Raw genomic sequence first — 19,064 nt, 5'->3', positions numbered from 1 at the left:
ATTGCAACTTCCTGCGAACGAGAACACTATTCTCTTGCGCACGTGTTTGGGAAGCAGAATCAACTTCAGTGGGCGGCGAGGAGTTCTGTGCAGCTGACCTTTGATGCCGACGTCGAGGCCTTCCGCGACGAATTCATCTCGTTTCTGGACCGGAATTTGCCCGATCAGGCGGCCGGGATGGAGCGGCCGCGGTCCTGCTCGCACGTGCCGGAGTGGGCGCGGCGGTGGCAACGCTTGTTGTTCGACAACGGGTGGTTGATCCCGGGCAATCCGCCGGAGTTCGGTGGTCGCAATGCCTCACTGCTGCAGCAGTACGTGCATCTGCAGGAGTTGGCCCGGCGCCGCCTTTATCGCAGTTTCAACCCACAAGGCGTGGGCATCATTGCGGAGTCGCTGCTGTCGTTCGGAACGCCGGAGCAGAAGCGGCGCTGGGCAGTGCCGATCCTGCGGGCGGAGATGACCGCGTCGTTGGGTATGAGCGAGCCGGGTGCGGGCTCGGATCTGGCGTCGTTGAAGACGCGGGCAGTGCGCTACCGCGACGGCGAGGGTGACCGTTTTGTGGTCAATGGGCAGAAGGTGTGGACATCAGGTGCCCATGACACCGATGTGCTGCTGACGTTCGCGCGTACCGATCCTGACGCCCCAAAGCACAAGGGAATCAGCGCTTTGCTGATTCCGACGGACACTCCCGGCGTGGTGCGGCGGCCATTCGCGTCGGTGTGCGACCACGACGATGTCGACTTCAATGAGGTGTTTTTCACCGACGCAGCGGTGCCGGCCGAGAACCTGGTGGGTGAGCTCAACGGCGGGTGGCGGGTGGCGACCTAGGGCTCCGGCGTTGTTGATTAGCAGGCTTGTGAGCTGGGGAATTGTGGATTGAGGAGGTCTAGGCGGCGGTTGGCGGTCAAAGCGGTGATCCGGCAGGCTTCGGCGATGTTGTCGGCGCCGTTGAGGCGGTGCAGATTGATCGCGGTGTTGCGTAGCGTTGCTAGGACCTGTGCGCCGTTTCCGGTATGTGCCCTTTGACGGTCTTCGTCGAAGGTGACGTCGCGTATCCAGTGCAGGCTGTTCTCGATTCCCCAGTGTTGACGCATCCAGGTCATGATCGCGGTAGGGCGGGCGTGCTCGAACGGCAGGCTGCAGATGGCATAGACCACCTCCACGCTGCGCTGGTCGGTGCAGGGCTCCGGCGTTGTTGATTAGCAGGCTTGTGAGCTGGGGAATTGTGGATTGAGGAGGTCTAGGCGGCGGTTGGCGGTCAAAGCGGTGATCCGGCAGGCTTCGGCGATGTTGTCGGCGCCGTTGAGGCGGTGCAGATTGATCGCGGTGTTGCGTAGCGTTGCTAGGACCTGTGCGCCGTTTCCGGTATGTGCCCTTTGACGGTCTTCGTCGAAGGTGACGTCGCGTATCCAGTGCAGGCTGTTCTCGATTCCCCAGTGTTGACGCATCCAGGTCATGATCGCGGTAGGGCGGGCGTGCTCGAACGGCAGGCTGCAGATGGCATAGACCACCTCCACGCTGCGCTGGTCGGTGGCGGTGATCAAGCGTTCACGAGTGATCCGGATGATTTGTTTTGCGTAGGGGAAGCCGATTCCTCGTGCAGCGGTGATGATTTGCAGGGTGCGGGTCTCGACACGGCCGTGGCCGCGGGAGTCGTCGGTAGCGGCTGCGGGCACCTCGGCCCAGGGCAGCGCGGTGATACGCGCAAATATTTTGGCTTGGTTGGACTTGACGATCATCAGGTAGTGCGACTTCAAGGTGGCGCAGATCAACTTCGCGGTGACGACCTGGGTATGCATCGCATCCACGGTGACCAGCCACCGCAAGCTACCCGGCAGCAGCGTGAGCAGGGCACGTACGCAGGGAATTTCATTGCTTTTCTCGGCGACAGCGAGTTGACCGAGCACCAATCGGGCACGGTGGGCGAACACCGACACGAGATGCGTGGCTGTCGCTTTGGCGCGTAAAGCACCACGCAGCATCTTGCCGTCCAACGCGATCGGCACCAATCCACTGGGGTCGCTGCTGGCCACGTGTGCAGTGAAGTAACTGCCCATCCTGGCGTTGAGGTCGGCGGGGTCTAGCCGAGACAAAACAGCGCGGAAGGTCTTCTCACTGGGCCGCCGGAACCGGACCCCTAATTGGGCCAACACATCATCGGGAGCGGTGGCCGCCCATGTGGCAAAACCAGCATAGCCGCGCATCCCCGCGGCAGTGGCCAGAACCGCGATCGCCAACAAAGCCATCAGCGAATACCTCCGACCGCGTGGGCCCCTCGGGTCTGGCACCGAGGCCAACACATCGAGAAACTCCGATCCGATGAGCTCGCTGCGCTCACCAGGACTCCAGCGGTCGAACACCTCTGGAACCGACGACACACGCAATACTGAAACGGTAGGCACGGGCAACTCCAGACCAACGACGAACAGTAACCAACTCGATCGTTCTCCAGATAGCCCGTGCCTACACTCCGGCCCCAATAGCGCGGCACCAAAGATCATCAACCCAGCTCACAAGCCTGCTAATCAACAACGCCGGAGCCCTGGGTGGCGACCGGCTCCCTTGGGCACGAACGGACGATGCTGTGGCTGGGATATGCCAACCTGTTGGGCGAATTGGCAACCGATTTCACTCCAGCGGGCGTGCCGCAACGGGATCACTACGCCACGTTGGTGATGGATACCCAGGCGATGCGACTGCTCGGGTCCGCGACACTGGCCTCGGCGGCGCGTGGACAGGAGGATGTGCCCGCGCAGTCGGTGCTCAAGCTGCTGGGCTCGGAGGCTTTGCAGCGTGCCTGCGAAGATGCGCTCGACTCGGCAGGCGGCGACGGTCTGGTGCACCCCTCGATCACGGCACCCATCGCTGCGTTGAACCTGGACAACCACTATGGCAGGTGGTTCGACCGCTACGCGCGTAGCTTCGCCGGCGCCATCGCCGGAGGCACCTCTGAAATTCAGCGCAACATCATCGCTGAACGGATACTCGGGCTGCCGCGCGGTTAGGCGGTATCGGCTCGCCTCACATCGGCATGCCGGAATTCATGGCTACGTTTGTCCCGAAAATGGCTGTGTATGAACCGATTTAGCCGCCGACCCGGTGGCTGGGCCCGATCTGGTGGCGCCGTGATCTAGCCCACGAAATTCCAACTCTCCCCTCGGGAAAGGGCCGGATCCAGTCCGGCAGTGGGCCGATCCGAGTCCTCTCGGCTGGTCGTCCGCATTGGTGCGTCGACGCGTCTGCCGCCCAAATCGATCTTCGCGCCGCGCCGGGCCCTTGGCTACGCGCGAGCTGAACGGAGTGCTTTGTCTTCCCAACAGGTTTCGGCTGTCCCAACGATTCGCGAGGCGGGCGATCCCAGTACCGCGGTGCTGGCCGCACTGCGTTCGCCGACTCGTCTGCGGACCGAGGTGCTCGCCGGTTTGGTGGTTGCGCTGGCGCTGATCCCTGAAGCAATCTCCTTTTCGATCATCGCCGGGGTGGACCCTCGGGTGGGGCTTTTCGCCTCTTTCACCATGGCGGTGACCATCGCTGTGGTGGGCGGGCGCCCGGCCATGATTTCCGCGGCCACCGGCGCCATTGCGTTGGTGATCGCGCCGCTGGCGCGTGAACACGGGGCCGACTACTTCATCGCCGCGGTGATCTTGGCGGGCCTTGTGCAGATCACGCTCAGCTTGCTGGGGGTCGCTCGGTTGATGCGGTTCATCCCACGCAGCGTGATGGTCGGCTTCGTCAATGCGCTCGCGATCTTGATATTCCTCTCACAGGTTCCCCACCTACTGGGGGTGCCGGCGGTGGTCTATCCATTTGTCATCGTTGGTTTGCTGTTGATGGTGTTCCTGCCAAAACTGACCACCGTTGTCCCAGCTTCTTTGGTCGCGATCGTGGTCTTGACGGCCGCCGCGGTCGCGTTCTCCGTCGAGATTCTCAACGTCGGCGACGAAGGCCAGTTGCCGTCCAGCCTGCCGACCCTATTGGTGCCCCACGTCCCGTTCGCACTGGAAACCCTGTCCATCATCGGCCCGTATGCGCTGGCAATGGCATTGGTCGGGTTGCTGGAATCGTTGCTGACGGCCAAGCTCGTTGACGACATCACCGACACCCACAGCAACAAGACCCGGGAGGCCTGGGGGCAGGGCGTTGCCAACGTTGTCACGGGCTTCTTCGGCGGAATGGGCGGCTGCGCAATGATCGGCCAGACCATGATCAACGTGAAGGTCTCCGGTGTTCGCACCCGGATCTCCACCTTCCTCGCCGGCCTGTTCCTGTTGGGCCTTGTCGTCGGCCTCGGCGACGTGGTCGCGCTCATTCCGATGGCGGCACTGGTCGCGGTGATGATCATGGTCTCGGTCGGCACGATGGACTGGCACAGCATTGCCCCCGCGGCGCTACGGCGGATGCCGCGCAGCGAAACGCTGGTCATGCTCGCCACCGTGGTGGTCACCGTGGCAACCCAGAACCTCGCTTACGGCGTCGTTGCCGGTGTCTTGACCGCGATGGTGCTCTTTGCGCGGCGTGTTGCTCACTTCATGACGGTGTAAAGAATCGTCGAATCAGACACCGGCAGTGCCGCTGAGACGGTGGTCTACCGAGTCAGCGGCGAATTGTTCTTCGCCTCGAGCAACGACTTGGTTTACCAATTCAATTACGTCGACGACCCGGACAACGTGGTGATCGACATGTCGCAGTCCCACATCTGGGATGCCTCCACCGTGGCCGCACTCGACGCCATCATCACCAAATACCACGCCAAGGGCCGATGCGTCGAAATCATTGGCCTGAAACAGGATTCGGCAGAGCGCCACGGCCGGCTGTCCGGACAGTTTGGCGCAGAACACTAGGGGCGGGGCCAGTCGTGGGGTGGGCCCGGGGTCGGGCCACAGCCGGTGATCGCCGCTGCTGCCACCTAAGCCGATTCCACTGACCAGCCGTAACGTTGGTAGCTCGGCATCGCGGTTGCTGTCGGAGAAATCAGAGTTGAGCTAGCCGGGGAGCAAATCCCTTGGTCCGCAAGACCGCACCCGCCTCGCGGGTGAGCTCGCGCGAACTGCCGAGCAGCCCATCGAGCACCAGGGACCGCTTGACGTGGTGATGCAGCTGATGTTCCGCGGTGAAGCCGATGCCGGCAAGCACCTGCTGGCAATGGCGGGCGGTGGTCAGTGCGGCCTGGCCGGCCGCGGCTCTGGCCAGCAGACAGGCCAATTCGTCAGGCTGGTCCGTGGCGGCCCGAAGGGTCGCTTCGGCGCCTTCGATCGCGACCAGCGCCTCGGCCAGCCGGTGCCGGACCGCCTGAAACGCGGCGATGGGGTGCCCGAACTGGTTTCGGTCCAGTGCATGCCGGCGGGCCAGCTCCAGCATGGCCCGGCTGGCGCCGGCCAGCCACCAGCCCACCGCGCTTCGGCCCGCGGCCAGTGCGGCGGGTGGCAGCGGATCGGCCGGTTCCACCCGGAGTATCGGTAGTTCGGCATCCAACACGGAACCGGCCTGATCGCCGCGCGACCAGATCACCCAGGATCCGCCCGCAAACGGTAGCGGCACGGTGCCGCCACCCGGGCAGCCGGCGGCGCGCGCCACGACGTCATTGACGAGCGGCGCATGCACACCATTCTCGCCGAGCATGGCGAACACCAAGGGAACGGCAGTGCCGGGAATCTCGTCGAGCATGTCGAGCCAGCCGAGGGCCTGCAACGCCGCATCCAGCCCGGCGCCCGACGGCGGCGGGTTCTGTGTGACTACGGTTTTCAGCGAGTCCGCCAGCAGTCGCAGCGATTCGGGGTCGGTGAGATCCACTGGTCCTCGCTATCTCGCGCTCATCTCTCGCTGCCCAATCCGAGCAGCCGGCGCGCGATGATGTTGCGCTGGATTTCGGCGGTCCCGCCATAGATGGTGGCCGCACGTGAATAGAGGTATTCCGGGCGCCACGGGGTGTCGTCGAGTTCCAGCGTTGCCGGCAGCAGGTCGCGGACGGTGTCGTAGAGGCGTTGCTCGGCGGTCGCCAAGAGCACCTTGTCTATCGAAGTATCCGGCCCGAGTCGCGAGCCGCCGGCCAGGCGGTGCTGTGTGTCACGGGAACGGCAGCGCAGGGTATGCAGTCCCAGATATGCCGCACCAAGGTCGAACTCGTCGAGTGCAGAGCAGGTGGCAGCGGTGTCGGTGATGAGTTCGTCGAGCCGGGAATACAGATAGGCGATGCGCTGCCAAAAGCAGGTGGAGCGTTCATAGGGGAGCAGGTCCATTGCCAGCCGCCAGCCATCACCGGGCCGGCCGAGCATCCGGCCGGACGGGATCACCACGTCGTCGTAGTACACCTCGCAGAATTCGTCGACCCCGTGCATGGTGCGCAACGGCCGTACGGTGATCCCCGGCGTGTCCAGATCGACAAAGAACGCGGTGATCCCGTCATGCCCAGGCGCGGTACGGGTGAGCAGAATGCAACGCGTGCAGAACTGCGCGAAGCTGGTCGACACCTTCTGCCCGTTGATGATCCAATCGTCGCCGCGAGGGGTCGCGCGGGTGGACAGCGATGCCAGGTCGCTGCCCGACCCCGGTTCGGAGAATCCCTGACACCATTGCTCGCGACCGCTGAGCAGCCGCGGCACCATGTCCGCCGCCAACCCTTTGGGTGCGTAGTCGATCAGCGTCGGTGCCAGCACCTCGGCCATGGAGTAGGGGCCGGGTTCGGCCAGCCGGCGCCCGACCACCTCCTCACCGACGATCGCGCGCAGCAGCGCCGGTCCACCGAGCCCGCCGACTTCGGTGGGCCAGCCGTAACGCATCCAGCCGGCTTCATACAGCGCGCCGTGCACTCGGGCCAATTGCTGCATGTGGCCCCGCAACGAATGGTCGGGTCCGGGGGTCAAGTCATTATCGTCGAGTCAGGTGCGCAGATCCGCCCGGAACCGCCCGATATCGACGGTCACGGTTGCGGACGGCCGACGGCATGCGGACGTCCCGAATCGTGCACGCCGCTGCGGCGAATGAAGGTCATTGCCCGGGTTTTCAGCCGCCAGCCATCGGCGGTGCGGGCATACGTGTCGCGGTAGTAACCGATACGCATGTCATGGGTGGCATGTTCGATGAAGCAAAGTGGTTGGGTGCCGGTGGCCGAATCACCGGCTAGCTCGATGACCGCGGTTGCCGTGAGAAACAAGCCTTTTGGCGCGGCGACCACCAGGTCCGGGAACCGATCGAGGCCATAGGTGTCGCCGAAGGCGCTGTAGGTTCCGTCCGGGGTGAAAACGGCTACCAGGCCCTCGATATCGTTCTGGGTGATGGTCACCGCGTACCGGGCCAACAACTGTTGAATCTCGACCAGGTCGTCAGTCTTGGTGGACATAAACCTTGCCGCCTTCATGACAAAGCCGACGTTGCGGGTAACTGTGATGTCATCCAACGGATTTCCCGCAACGGCGATGATGTCGGCGAGCTGGCCCGCCGCGAGCCGACCGCGATCGGTGACGTTGATCAGCTCTGCCGCGGTCACTGTGCCCGCCCGCAGCACGGCCAGCGGCGACATCCCCCAATGCACAAGCGTGACGAGCTCATCGGCGTTGCGCCCGTGCGGTATTGCCGGAGCATCGGTACCGATCGCGATCTTCACGCCGGCTTGATAGGCGGCCAGTATCGACTCACGCGACCTCGGGAACATCTCGGCCGCCTTGGCCTGCAGCTCGGGTGGAGCGTGCGAGATGTCCATCGCATCGGCATCGGCCAGGCGCCTGGTGCTCACCAGGAACGTGCCGTGCTCGACCATCATCGCGATCGCCTCGTCGTCGACCAGGAATCCGTGCTCGATGCAGTCGATGCAGTCGATGCAGTCGATGCCGGCGATGACCGCGTGCTTGACGGCGTCGGCGCCGTGCGTGTGCGCGGCGACGCGCAAGCCCGCCGGTGTGCCTCGTCGACGATGGCGCGTAGTTCTTCGTCGGAATAGTGTTGTGCACCTGGCGGTCCCGTTAGCGGCATCACCCCGCCCGAACAGCACACCTTGATCAGCTGGGCGCCGTGTTTGATCTGGTATCGCACCGCCTTGCGGATCTCGTCAACGCCGTTGGCGATGCCTTCCTCGATCGTCAGCTCCAGCACATGTGGGGCGAACGCGGCGAACATGGTGGGGTCCAGATGCCCGCCGGTAGGGGTGATGGCGTGTCCGGCCGGCACGATTCGTGGGCCGTCGATCCAGCCGGCATCGATGGCCTTGCCCAGCGCGACATCGAGGAGGTAGCCGCCGGTCTTGAGGAATAGCCCCAGGTTGCGCACCGTGGTGAACCCGGCGCGTAGCGTGCGGCGGGCGTTTCCGACGGCGCGCAGCATCCGAGTCGGCGGGTCATCCTGGACCTGGGACAGGCCGGGCTTCTCGCCGCGCCCGCCCATCAGCAGGTTGACCTCCATGTCCATCAGCCCGGGTAACAGGATCTGGTCGCCGAGGTCGATTACGTCGCCCTCGGGGTCCCCGCCGACACCGGCAATCCGGTCGCCTTCGACGCGCACGACGGCCGGCGCCAGGATTTCGCCGGCGTCGACGTCAAGCAGTCCGGCAGCCTTGAGCGTGAGCACCGGTCAAACCACCGGTTCCCTGATCAGCTCGACCCAGGCGGTGCCGCTGTCGGGGACCCGGGGCTGCTTCCACGCCTCTACCGGAAACGACACCATGACCAGCGACTGCATCATGTGCATGAGTGTTCGCGCGTCCTCCGGCAATTCGTCCAACGGGAACTGGTCTCAGTAGGCGATCACGTCTTCCAGCCGGGGAAAGGCGGTGTCGTAGAAGCCCTGCATCTGCGACATGGATGAGGCCAGGCGCTTGGCATAACGTTGCGGCTCGGTGGCCAGGTCCCAATCCAGGTACGGCTCGAGGTCGGCGAACTGGGCGGGCAGCTTATTTGGCGCGGCCATTGTTGCGGTATTCCTTTACGTAGTCGCCGGTCATCTTGTGTAGATGTCGGAGCAGGATTTCCTGATCGCACAGTGGAAAGTCCTTGACGACCCCGGTACCCAGGGCTCCGGCGTTGTTGATTAGCAGGCTTGTGAGCTGGGTTGATGATCTTTGGTGCCGCGCTATTGGGGCCGGAGTGTAGGCACGGGCTATCTGGAGAACGATCGAGTTGGTTACTGTTCGTCGTTGGTCTGGAGTTGCCCGTGCCTACCGTTTCAGTATTGCCTGTGTCGTCGGTTCCAGAGGTGTTCGACCGCTGGAGTCCTGGTGAGCGCAGCGAGTTCATCGGATCGGAGTTTCTCGATGTGTTGGCCTCGGTGCCAGACCCGAGGGACCCACGCGGTCGGAGGTATTCGCTGGTGGCTTTGTTGGCGATCGCGGTTCTGGCCACTGCCGCGGGGATGCGCGGCTATGCTGGTTTTGCCACATGGGCGGCCACCGCTCCCGATGATGTGTTGGCCCAATTAGGGGTCCGGTTCCGGCGGCCCAGTGAGAAGACCTTCCGCGCTGTTTTGTCTCGGCTAGACCCCGCCGACCTCAACGCCAGGATGGGCAGTTACTTCACTGCACACGTGGCCAGCAGCGACCCCAGTGGATTGGTGCCGATCGCGTTGGACGGCAAGATGCTGCGTGGTGCTTTACGCGCCAAAGCGACAGCCACGCATCTCGTGTCGGTGTTCGCCCACCGTGCCCGATTGGTGCTCGGTCAACTCGCTGTCGCCGAGAAAAGCAATGAAATTCCCTGCGTACGTGCCCTGCTCACGCTGCTGCCGGGTAGCTTGCGGTGGCTGGTCACCGTGGATGCGATGCATACCCAGGTCGTCACCGCGAAGTTGATCTGCGCCACCTTGAAGTCGCACTACCTGATGATCGTCAAGTCCAACCAAGCCAAAATATTTGCGCGTATCACCGCGCTGCCCTGGGCCGAGGTGCCCGCAGCCGCTACCGACGACTCCCGCGGCCACGGCCGTGTCGAGACCCGCACCCTGCAAATCATCACCGCTGCACGAGGAATCGGCTTCCCCTACGCAAAACAAATCATCCGGATCACTCGTGAACGCTTGATCACCGCCACCGACCAGCGCAGCGTGGAGGTGGTCTATGCCATCTGCAGCCTGCCGTTCGAGCACGCCCGCCCTACCGCGATCATGACCTGGATGCGTCAACACTGGGGAATCGAGAACAGCCTGCACTGGATACGCGACGTCACCTTCGACGAAGGCCGTCAAAGGGCACATACCGGAAACGGCGCACAGGTCCTAGCAACGCTACGCAACACCGCGATCAATCTGCACCGCCTCAACGGCGCCGACAACATCGCCGAAGCCTGCCGGATCACCGCTTTGACCGCCAACCGCCGCCTAGACCTCCTCAATCCACAATTCCCCAGCTCACAAGCCTGCTAATCAACAACGCCGGAGCCCTGCCCCGGTACCGATCATCGTTTGGGTGGCCTCCAAGGTGTTGGAGTCCTGCAGCGCGTATTCCTTGAACGTCACCGCCGCCAACTCCTGGGCCAATCGTTCGCGCGCGTTTCTGGGGGGCGCGAAATACAGCGTGGTCTCGAAGATGTGTTTGTCAACCGTCGTCGGCCAGTAGTGATAGGTCAGATACCAGCCCGGCTCCCAGATCAGCAGCATGAAGTTCGGAAAGAACAGGAACGAATCGATGCCCCACTGCTTGGCTTTGGTCGGGTTGATGCCGGGCGGCAATTCCTCGAGCTCGGTGATCGGGGCGGGGCGGTCCCACGGACCGAACAAGCCGCTGCGCAGCACCCGGTCCATCGGCTTGACCATCTTCAGGTCCGCGGGCGGCGACTGGCCGCCCCAAACCGAGATCATCGCGTGCGGGCCCGCCAGCTCGTAATGCAGGGCCTCGAACCCGTACTTCATGATCTTGGCGGCTTCCTCTTTGGTGTACTGCCCCTGATGCGGCACCGGGGCGTGGTAGAACTCGGCGAACGCGTCGATGAACAGCTTCCAGTTGCTGCCGACTTCGGCTCGGTAGGAATAGACCTCGGTCATTTCGTGGAAGGGATAGCCCTGCAGGCCCTTGGCTATCGAACCCAGGTATTCGGACAGCGGTGCTGCGGCTGGGTCGAGGTTGATGAAGATGAAGCCTTCCCATACCTCGCAACGTACCGACTTGAGGCCGTATTGGCTCTTGTCGACGTCGAAGAACTCGTCCTCCTGCTGAATGAAGGTCAGTTCGCCGTCGAGACCGTAGCGCCAAGCGTGGTATTTGCAGGTGAACTGCCGGCAGGTGCCGGCGGTCTCCTCATGCGGAAAGTCGTTCCACACCAACTTGTTGCCCCGATGCCGGCAGATGTTGTGGAAGGCCCGTATCACGCCGTCCTTGCCCTTGACGACGATCACCGACATGCCGGCTCCGGTGGACGGCAGCTCCTTGGTGAAGTAGCTACCGGTGCGGGGGAGGCGTTCGATGCGGCCGACGTTGAGCCAGGTGCGCCGAAAGATCGCCCGCTGTTCGTCGGCAAAGTACTGCGGGTCGATGGAGTCCGTGTAGTCGACCGGCGCGGTGCCCAGCTCCGGATAGTTTTGCGTCCAGCTCCCGGCAGCCGGTTTGGTGAAGTGCGGCAAGGTCCTGCTACCTCTCTGCGCGATCTTGTTCCAGCTCTTCGAGCTGCACGCCAAAAGTGTTGAAAGCCATGGCCAGTAGCGCGTAGCAGCCGACCGTGAAGACGTAGTCCATGCGTTGGCGGTCATCGAGGTGTTTGCCGAGTGCCGCCCAGGTTTGGTCGGACAGTTCGGAGTTCTCGTCGAGTTCGTCGACCCCGGTCAAGACGGCGCGTTCGAAGTCGTCGGTGGCCTCGCCCCGGCGAACCGCGGCTATCTCGTCACCGCTGATGCCGGCCTGTTCGGTCAGGGCCAGATGGTGGGTCCACTCATAGGCGCAAGCGCGGCGATGCGCGACCCGCAGGATGGCGAGTTCGCGAACCCGGGCGGGCAGGGTGGAGGCGAACAGCAAGTGGGTGTTGAACCGCAGAAACGCCTTGGCCAGCGCGGGGTGGTTGGCAAACGTCGACAGCGCGTTTCCGGCGTCGCGCGGATTGCAGCGTTGCGCGGGCAAGATCACCGACAGTGAGCGCTGGACAGCCTCGTCCCACTGATCGGCGGGCAGCGGCGGCAGGCGCATCCGGGCGGCTCCTCTCGGCGTTGTCCCAGTGCCCTCTCGAATTATGAGAAATACATTCGCATTCATTAGTAATAGACTTGCACAATTCGTCTTACCGGTCAATGCTCACGCGGGCGCCGCTGCCTGCCGTCGCCGCCCCGGGTCTGGCGCGGCAGGTCGGGTCTTGCGGCGAACTGCTGAATGTTGATTCTCGGATCGCGAGAAGATTGTTTTCAGACAGAGGGCCTGGAGGCAGGTGGCAGCTCGCCGATGCCTGTTCGGTGGCCGCGCATCCGATATTCGGGAGCTTCAGGGAGACGGCAGGAAGACTGCGGAAAGAGGTACGGCTATGAACAAAGAGGACATGATCTTGATCAGTGTCGACGACCACACCGTGGAGCCGCCGAACATGTTCAAGAACCACCTGTCGGCCAAGTACCTCGACGATGCTCCCCGGCTGGTGCACAACCCCGACGGTTCGGACATGTGGAAGTTCCGCGACACCGTCATCCCGAATGTGGCGCTCAATGCGGTAGCTGGCCGGCCCAAGGAGGAGTACGGGCTGGAACCGCAGGGCCTCGACGAGATTCGGCCCGGTTGCTACAACGTCGACGAACGAATCAAGGACATGAACGCCGGGGGCATCCTGGCGTCGATTTGCTTCCCGTCGTTTCCGGGCTTTGCCGGGCGGCTGTTCGCCACCGAAGACCCGGACTTCTCGGTCGCGCTGGTGCAGGCCTACAACGACTGGCACATCGACGAGTGGTGTGGGGCCTACCCGGCGCGATTCATCCCGATGGCCATTCCGGTGATCTGGGACGCCGAGGCGTGCGCCGCCGAGGTGCGCCGCGTCGCGAAGAAGGGTGTGCACGCGCTGACCTTCACCGAGAACCCCGCCGCGATGGGGTACCCGAGTTTTCACAATGAGTACTGGAACCCGCTGTGGAAAGCATTGTGCGACACCAACACGGTGATGAATATCCACATCGGGTCCTCGGGCCGGCTGGCGATCACCGCGCCCGACGCGCCGATGGATGTGATGATCACGCTGCAGCCGATGAACATCGTGCAGGCCGCCGCGGACCTGTTGTGGTCGCGGCCGATCAAGGAGTACCCGGACCTCAAGATCGCGCTCTCCGAAGGTGGCACCGGGTGGATCCCGTACTTCCTGGAGCGCGCGGACCGGACTTTCGAGATGCACTCGACGTGGACGCACCAGAACTTCGGCGGCAAGATCCCTAGCGAGGTGTTCCGTGAGCACTTCCTCACCTGCTTCATCAGCGACAAGGTGGGCGTGGCGCTACGCAACATGATCGGCATCGACAACATCGCCTGGGAGGCCGACTACCCGCACAGCGACTCGATGTGGCCGGGCGCGCCGGAGGAACTGTGGGATGTCCTGTCGGTGAACGATGTCCCCGATGGCGAGATCAACAAGATGACCTACGAGAACGCGATGCGCTGGTACTCGTTCGACCCGTTCAGCCACATCACTCGCGAGCAGGCGACGGTGGGCGCATTGCGCAAGGCCGCCGAAGGGCACGACGTGTCCGTGCGGGCGCTGAGTCATCACAAGGATGCGCGGTCGGGCTCGTCGGTGGCCGAGTTCACCGCCAACGCGAAGGCGTTGACCGGAAACAAGGACTGAGGCCCGCCACTGCCCGGCGAGCAGACACAAAATCGCATACTTTGGGTGGTGAGTGCGTGATTTTGCGTCTGCTCGCGGTGGATAGGGAGCAGTGGATAGGGAGCGGTGGAATGGATTTCGAGCTGACCGAGGACCAGGAGCTGATCCGGCGATCGGTCGCCGAGTTGGCGTCGAGGTTCGACGACCATTACTGGATGGAAAAAGATCAGGCGCACGAATTTCCGGCCGAGTTCTACCGTGCCATCGCCGACGGCGGTTGGCTGGGCATGACGATCCCGACCGAGTACGGCGGCCACGGGCTGGGCATCACCGAGGCCACGATCCTGCTCGAGGAGGTCGCCAAGTCCGGTGGCGCGATGAACGCCGCCAGCTCGATTCACCTGTCGATCTTCGGCATGCAGCCGGTCGTCGTGCACGGTTCAGACGAACTCAAGGCGCGCACCCTGCCGTCGGTGGCGACCGGGGAAACCCACGTCTGCTTCGGGGTGACCGAGCCCGGTGCGGGGCTGGACACGTCGCGCATCACCACCTTCGCCAAGCGGGACGGCGACCGCTACGTGGTCAACGGGCGAAAGGTGTGGATCTCCAAGGCGGTGGAGTCCGACAAGATTCTGCTGCTGACTCGTACCCAAAGCTATGACGAGGTCAAGAAGAAGACCGACGGGATGACCCTGTTCATCACCGACCTCGACCGCAGCCGGGTGGAGGTGCGGCCGATCCGCAAGATGGGCCGCAATGCCGTGAGCTCCAACGAACTGTTCATTGACAACCTGGAGATCCCCGTCGAGGATCGAATTGGTGAGGAAGGCAACGGGTTTCAGTACATCCTGGACGGGCTGAACCCCGAGCGGATGCTGATCGCGGCCGAGGCGCTCGGAATCGGCCGGGTGGCGCTGGACAAGGCGGTCAAATACGGCAACGAGCGGGAGGTATTCGGCCGGCCGATCGGCATGAACCAGGGCCTGCAGTTCCCGCTCGCGGACTCGCTGGCCCGTCTGGACGCTGCCGAGCTGATGCTGCGCAAGGCCACCTGGCTCTACGACAACGGCAAACCCTGTGGACGTGAGGCCAATACGGCCAAGTACCTGTGCGCGGATGCGGGGTTTGCCGCCGCGGACCGAGCCCTGCAGACCCACGGCGGCATGGGCTACGCGGAGGAGTATCACGTTGCGCGGTACTTCCGGGAGGCGAGGTTGATGAAGATCGCGCCGGTCAGTCAGGAGATGATCTTGAACTTCCTTGGTTCACATGTGTTGAAGCTGCCGCGCAGCTACTGAGACCAACTAGGCTTGCTGCGCGTCGAACGTGCACGTACCGCGACTTTTTCGCGCTGAGGGCACGCTCGGCGATCAACGGGTGATGGGAGCCGGACATGGGTGGAACAGGCCGTGAGCCAGTCATTGTCGAGGCCGTGCGCACGGCGGTGGGGAAGCGCAACGGAGGACTGTCCGGCATGCACGCCGCCGATTTGTCGGCCGTCGTCCTCAACGAATTACTGGAACGCGCTGGTGTCGGTCCGGAGATCGTCGATGACGTGATTTGGGGCTGCGTCTCGCAGGTCGGCGACCAGTCCAGCAACATCGGCCGCTACGCGGTCTTGGCCGCGGGCTGGCCGGAGACCATTCCCGGTACCACCGTCAACCGGGCCTGCGGATCAAGCCAGCAGGCCCTCGATTTCGCGGTGCAGGCGGTGATGTCGGGCCAGCAAGACGTCGTGGTTGCCGGCGGCGTCGAGGTGATGAGCCGGGTTCCTCTTGGAGCGGCCAGGGCGACCGGGATGCCCTATGGCCCGAAAGTATTGGCTCGGTATGACAATTTCTCGTTCAACCAGGGTTTGTCGGCCGAGCTGATCGCCAAGAAGTGGGGATTTTCCCGGGATCGGCTCGACGAGTACTCCGCCCTGTCGCACCAACGGGCCGCCGCCGCCCAGGATCGCGGCGCCTTCACCGACCAAATTGTGCCCGTGTTTCCCGCAGCCGCCACCGTTGTCGATACCGACGAGAGGGTTCGACGGGGGACCACCGTGGAGAAGCTGGCCGGCCTCAAGCCGGCGTTCGTCGAGGATGGGTTGATCCACGCCGGCAACTCCTCACAGATCTCCGATGGTTGCGCGGCGCTACTGGTGACCACCTCGGAAATGGCGCTGGAGCTCGGCTTGACGCCGATCGTGCGGTACCGCGCCGGCGCGGTCACCGGCGCCGACCCGGTGCTGATGCTGACCGGCCCGATTCCGGCGACCGAGAAGGTGCTCGGCAAGTCCGGAGTCTCGCTGGATGAGGTCGGGGTTTTCGAGGTGAACGAAGCCTTTGCGCCGGTACCGCTGGCTTGGCTCGCGGAAACCGGGGCGGACCCGGGGCGGCTGAATCCGCTGGGTGGCGCCATCGCGCTCGGACACCCGCTGGGTGCCTCGGGCGCGGTGCTGATGACGCGGATGGCGCATCACATGCGCGACAACGGCATTCGTTATGGGCTACAGACCACGTGTGAAGGCGGGGGTACCGCCAACGCCACCCTGGTCGAGCTACTCAGCTAGGCGCAGCCGACAAGGCAAAAATGACGCCCTTGCCATCGCGGCGCAAACCAACCTACTATGTATTCACTAGGTTGGTTAGCCCACGCGGTTCAGAGGGAATCCAGTGCCTGAAGTACGGCCGTACGACACGCTTCTCGCCAAAGGCGAGGATCGCAAACAGCGCATCCTGGGCGTCGCGCAGCGACTGCTATCGCGCAACGGCTGGCGCAACACGACCTTGGCTCAGATCGCCGGGGAAGCGGGCGTGACCCCTGCGGGTCTGCTGCATCACTTCGAGTCCAAAGAACAGCTGTTGCATGCGGTGCTGGATGCGCGTGACCTCGATGACGACGCGCATGCCGATCGCTTGGGTGACCTGATCGGCGAGATTGCCCACGTCGCCGATCGCTTCACCCGGGCGCCCGAACTGGTCGGTACCTCCACCGTGCTGCTGGCCGAGAACATCGACCCCGATGCCCCGCTACATGACCGCCTGGTGTCCCGCCAGCGCGACGCGTGCGAGATCGTCGCCGAGGCCATCCGTCGTGGTCAGGAGGCTGGCCGATATCGCGCCGACCTAGATCCGACCGTCAAAGCAGTGGAGATCCTTGCCTTCATCCACGGAATGGAAATGACATGGTTGCTCGATCCTTCGATACCGCTGACCGAGGTGTTCAAGGAGTACGCCGAGGCACTCGCGCGCGACTTTTCCCTGCCGAGCACGACATGAGATATCGACTCGACGTCGTCGCCTCCACGGTCATCGACGTGGTGCGATATGCCGGCGGCTGGCTTTTCGACCGGGCCATGGCCGGGTGGGATGTCACCGTGCTGGTCGCCGACCACCTCGATGATCGGCCGCTGCACATTCTCGGAGCCCAGACGCTGGACCTCGAATGTGCGCTGGCGTCGGTGGCAACCCGGCCGCGTCCGCAGGCATTGGCGGCCGGGGCGGATCTATTTGGTTGCGACCCACGAGTGCGGCGCGGTGTGCTGCAAGCCATCGATCATGGCGTCACCGAGGTGACGCTGTGGGGGGAATCCTGGCCGGCCGAACTGGAGGCCAGCGTTAGCCGCGTGCTGCATCCGCTGAGCGCGGCCGCCCGGACCTTCAAGGCCGCCGCGCTGGCCGCCGCCGCGGCGGCACCGGGTGCGGTCGACGGCAGCGAGATATTCCGCAGCGGACTGGTGGCGCGGGACTCGGTCGCCGCCGATTTGGTTCCGGCCTGAGCTGCGAGTTCGTGCCGGTGTAGTCACCGCGCGCTCGGTGGTTGGGTGCATTGACGCCGACGGACCCGCTATGGAAATGTCATAATCATCTTTGAGAGGAAGGTTCTCATGAATGATTGTGCCGAGCCGGATTTCTTCCGCGACAGCGGGCTCGTCGAGAACCCCTACCCCTATTACGAGACTCTCCGCCAGCGTTGCCCGGTCACCGGCGAGGGCCACCACGGGGTGACCATGGTGACCGGCTGGGACGAAGCCGTCAGCGTCTTGAACGACGCCGAGACGTTTTCCTCGTGCATCTCGGTGACCGGGCCGTTTCCCGGTTTCCCGGTACCGCTGGAAGGCGACGATGTCACCGAGCTGATCGAGCGGCACCGCAGCGAGTTGCCGTTCAGCGACCAGTTGCCGACGTTGGACCCGCCGACCCACACCAACCATCGCGCCCTGTTGATGCGGCTGATCACCCCGAAGCGGCTCAAGGAAAACGAAGACGCCATGTGGGTGCTCGCCGACCGGGTGCTCGACGACTATCTGGCCGCGGGGGGAGGGCGAGTTCATCAAAGGCTTTGCGAGCCCGTTCACGCTGCTGGTGATTGCCGATCTCTTGGGCGTGCCGCCCGAAGATCGGCAAACCTTTGTCAACAACATCCACCACCACGCCGGTGGCGGTGTCGGGGGCACCGGCAAAGAGGCCTTGGCGCACAACCCGCTGGAATTCCTTTACGGAGCCTTCGCCGACTACGTGCGCGACCGTCGACGCGAACCACGCGAGGACGTGCTGACCGGCCTGGCCACCGCGACCTTCCCGGACGGCACCGTCCCCGATGTCGAGGACGTGGCTCGCGTTGCCTGCAACGTCTTTTCGGCGGGCCAGGAGACCACCGTGCGGCTACTGGGCGCCGCCCTGCAGATCATCGGTGAGCGTGCGGACATTCAGCAGCAGCTGCGCAGGGACCGCAGCTTGATCCCGAACTTCATCGAAGAGGCCCTGCGCATCGAGAGCCCGGTCAAGGGAGACTTCCGGTTGTCCCGGGTCCCGACCACCGTGGGCGAAGTCGACCTGCCCGCGGGCACCACGGTGATGGTGCTGCAAGCCGCGGCCAATCGGGATCCCCGACGATTCGTCGAGCCCGCGACGTTCGATCCCGCGCGCAAGAATGCCCGCCAGCACCTCTCGTTCGGGCGGGGGATCCACAGCTGCCCGGGTGCGTCCTTGGCGCGCGCCGAAACCCGGGTCGCCATCGAGCGCCTGCTGGACCGAACGGCTGACATCACGATCAGCGAGCGGGTGCGCGGACCGGCGAATGACCTTCGCTACCAATATGTTCCGACCTACATCCTGCGCGGCCTGACCGAGCTGCATTTGGATTTCACGCCCGCATGAAGGTCCGGGTGGACGATCAACGCTGTCGGGGCCACGGCATGTGCCTGACCTTGTGCCCGGAGGTGTTCAGCCTGACCGATGACGGTTACGCGGTGGCGATAACATCCGATGTCCCAATGGAATTGGAGGAAGCGGTCCGCGAGGCCATCCAATGCTGCCCGGAGCAGGCGATCAGCGAGAGTCGATGGTGCCCAGCGGCGAAGAGCCCGCGCCCCGGTAGTTT

General features: G+C 64.0%; 12 protein-coding genes and 8 pseudogenes. 11 read left to right on the top strand and 9 right to left on the bottom strand.

All coding sequences use genetic code 11. From position 1 onward, the window contains the following. Nucleotides 1–87: 87 nt before the first annotated feature. A pseudogene (locus tag MPSD_RS24370) lies at nt 88–825 on the top strand (acyl-CoA dehydrogenase family protein); the annotation flags it as partial. Nucleotides 826–845: 20 nt separating this feature from the next. Here the strand turns inward: MPSD_RS24370 and MPSD_RS24365 are convergent. Beyond that, nucleotides 846–1,178: pseudogene (locus tag MPSD_RS24365) on the bottom strand (ISAs1 family transposase); the annotation flags it as partial. Between the two features lie 21 nt (nt 1,179–1,199). Continuing rightward, nucleotides 1,200–2,402 carry an ISAs1-like element IS2404/ISMul1 family transposase gene (locus MPSD_RS24360; RefSeq protein ID WP_420811906.1) on the bottom strand — a complete coding sequence of 401 codons (1,203 nt, stop codon included), beginning with the start codon at nt 2,400–2,402 and terminating at the stop codon, nt 1,200–1,202. A 135-nt stretch (nt 2,403–2,537) separates the two neighbouring features. Between MPSD_RS24360 and MPSD_RS24350 the strand changes: the two are divergent. Next, a pseudogene (locus tag MPSD_RS24350) lies at nt 2,538–3,005 on the top strand (acyl-CoA dehydrogenase family protein); the annotation flags it as partial. A 300-nt stretch (nt 3,006–3,305) separates the two neighbouring features. Beyond that, nucleotides 3,306–4,841, top strand: a pseudogene (locus MPSD_RS24345) (SulP family inorganic anion transporter). A gap of 130 nt (nt 4,842–4,971) precedes the next feature. Here the strand turns inward: MPSD_RS24345 and MPSD_RS24340 are convergent. The 5 genes and pseudogenes from MPSD_RS24340 to MPSD_RS24320 all read right to left on the bottom strand — a co-directional run bounded on the left by MPSD_RS24340 (nt 4,972) and on the right by MPSD_RS24320 (nt 8,895). Further along, the gene (locus MPSD_RS24340; protein WP_086085879.1) at nt 4,972–5,790 is read right to left on the bottom strand and encodes an acyl-CoA dehydrogenase family protein; all 819 of its coding nucleotides are present in this window, start codon (nt 5,788–5,790) and stop codon (nt 4,972–4,974) included. A 20-nt stretch (nt 5,791–5,810) separates the two neighbouring features. Then, nucleotides 5,811–6,860 carry an acyl-CoA dehydrogenase family protein gene (locus tag MPSD_RS24335; RefSeq protein ID WP_232022661.1) on the bottom strand — a complete coding sequence of 350 codons (1,050 nt, stop codon included), beginning with the start codon at nt 6,858–6,860 and terminating at the stop codon, nt 5,811–5,813. Between the two features lie 56 nt (nt 6,861–6,916). Then, entirely contained in the window at nt 6,917–7,336 is a 420-nt protein-coding gene (locus MPSD_RS24330; RefSeq protein WP_020785954.1) for a nuclear transport factor 2 family protein, read from the bottom strand. Next, nucleotides 7,320–8,556, bottom strand: a pseudogene (locus MPSD_RS24325) (metal-dependent hydrolase family protein). Before MPSD_RS24325 ends, MPSD_RS24330 begins: the two are co-directional and overlap by 17 nt. Nucleotides 8,557–8,559: 3 nt before the next feature. Beyond that, a pseudogene (locus tag MPSD_RS24320) lies at nt 8,560–8,895 on the bottom strand (hypothetical protein). A 243-nt stretch (nt 8,896–9,138) separates the two neighbouring features. On the opposite strand from MPSD_RS24320, the gene MPSD_RS24310 reads away from it, so the two are divergent. Continuing rightward, the gene (locus tag MPSD_RS24310; RefSeq protein WP_420811976.1) at nt 9,139–10,341 is read left to right on the top strand and encodes an ISAs1-like element IS2404/ISMul1 family transposase; all 1,203 of its coding nucleotides are present in this window, start codon (nt 9,139–9,141) and stop codon (nt 10,339–10,341) included. Here the strand turns inward: MPSD_RS24310 and MPSD_RS24305 are convergent, their stop codons facing one another. Both MPSD_RS24305 and MPSD_RS24300 read right to left on the bottom strand, forming a co-directional pair. After that, nucleotides 10,342–11,535, bottom strand: a complete 1,194-nt coding sequence (locus tag MPSD_RS24305; protein WP_086084959.1) for an aromatic ring-hydroxylating oxygenase subunit alpha — start codon at nt 11,533–11,535, stop codon at nt 10,342–10,344. It abuts the gene before it with no gap. Nucleotides 11,536–11,542: 7 nt separating this feature from the next. Beyond that, nucleotides 11,543–12,091: a carboxymuconolactone decarboxylase family protein gene (locus tag MPSD_RS24300; protein ID WP_020785958.1), complete on the bottom strand. Its 549-nt coding sequence runs from the start codon at nt 12,089–12,091 to the stop codon at nt 11,543–11,545. Nucleotides 12,092–12,419: 328 nt separating this feature from the next. Here MPSD_RS24300 and MPSD_RS24295 point away from each other — a divergent pair, with 328 nt between their 5' ends. From MPSD_RS24295 to MPSD_RS24265, 7 genes and pseudogenes are all read left to right on the top strand, one after another. Next, on the top strand, nt 12,420–13,718 hold the full coding sequence (locus MPSD_RS24295; protein WP_015357173.1) for an amidohydrolase family protein: 1,299 nt from the start codon (nt 12,420–12,422) through the stop codon (nt 13,716–13,718). 110 nt (nt 13,719–13,828) lie between these two features. Beyond that, on the top strand, nt 13,829–14,995 hold the full coding sequence (locus MPSD_RS24290; protein ID WP_012396279.1) for an acyl-CoA dehydrogenase family protein: 1,167 nt from the start codon (nt 13,829–13,831) through the stop codon (nt 14,993–14,995). A 95-nt stretch (nt 14,996–15,090) separates the two neighbouring features. After that, nucleotides 15,091–16,251 (top strand): thiolase family protein, encoded by a 1,161-nt coding sequence (locus tag MPSD_RS24285; RefSeq protein ID WP_086084960.1) that lies wholly within the window; start codon nt 15,091–15,093, stop codon nt 16,249–16,251. Nucleotides 16,252–16,354: 103 nt separating this feature from the next. Then, entirely contained in the window at nt 16,355–16,960 is a 606-nt protein-coding gene (locus MPSD_RS24280) for a TetR/AcrR family transcriptional regulator (RefSeq protein ID WP_086084961.1), read from the top strand. Further along, the gene (locus tag MPSD_RS24275) at nt 16,957–17,460 is read left to right on the top strand and encodes a hypothetical protein (RefSeq protein ID WP_012396276.1); all 504 of its coding nucleotides are present in this window, start codon (nt 16,957–16,959) and stop codon (nt 17,458–17,460) included. Before MPSD_RS24280 ends, MPSD_RS24275 begins: the two co-directional genes overlap by 4 nt. 108 nt (nt 17,461–17,568) lie before the next feature. After that, nucleotides 17,569–18,841 (top strand): annotated as a pseudogene (locus MPSD_RS24270) (cytochrome P450). Beyond that, nucleotides 18,838–19,020 (top strand): annotated as a pseudogene (locus MPSD_RS24265) (ferredoxin); the annotation flags it as partial. The pseudogenes MPSD_RS24270 and MPSD_RS24265, both read left to right, overlap by 4 nt. Nucleotides 19,021–19,064: the final 44 nt, after the last annotated feature.

The organism is Mycobacterium pseudoshottsii JCM 15466, assembly GCF_003584745.1.
GTDB lineage: Bacteria > Actinomycetota > Actinomycetes > Mycobacteriales > Mycobacteriaceae > Mycobacterium > Mycobacterium marinum.
This window is presented reverse-complemented; position numbering and strand designations above follow the sequence as displayed.

Coding starts and splice junctions, on each gene's coding strand:
- MPSD_RS24330 (WP_020785954.1), bottom strand. CDS start 7,336: ATGTCCACCAAGACTGACGACCTGGTCGAGATTCAACAGTTGTTGGCC.
- MPSD_RS24300 (WP_020785958.1), bottom strand. CDS start 12,091: ATGCGCCTGCCGCCGCTGCCCGCCGATCAGTGGGACGAGGCTGTCCAG.
- MPSD_RS24295 (WP_015357173.1), top strand. CDS start 12,420: ATGAACAAAGAGGACATGATCTTGATCAGTGTCGACGACCACACCGTG.
- MPSD_RS24290 (WP_012396279.1), top strand. CDS start 13,829: ATGGATTTCGAGCTGACCGAGGACCAGGAGCTGATCCGGCGATCGGTC.
- MPSD_RS24285 (WP_086084960.1), top strand. CDS start 15,091: ATGGGTGGAACAGGCCGTGAGCCAGTCATTGTCGAGGCCGTGCGCACG.
- MPSD_RS24275 (WP_012396276.1), top strand. CDS start 16,957: ATGAGATATCGACTCGACGTCGTCGCCTCCACGGTCATCGACGTGGTG.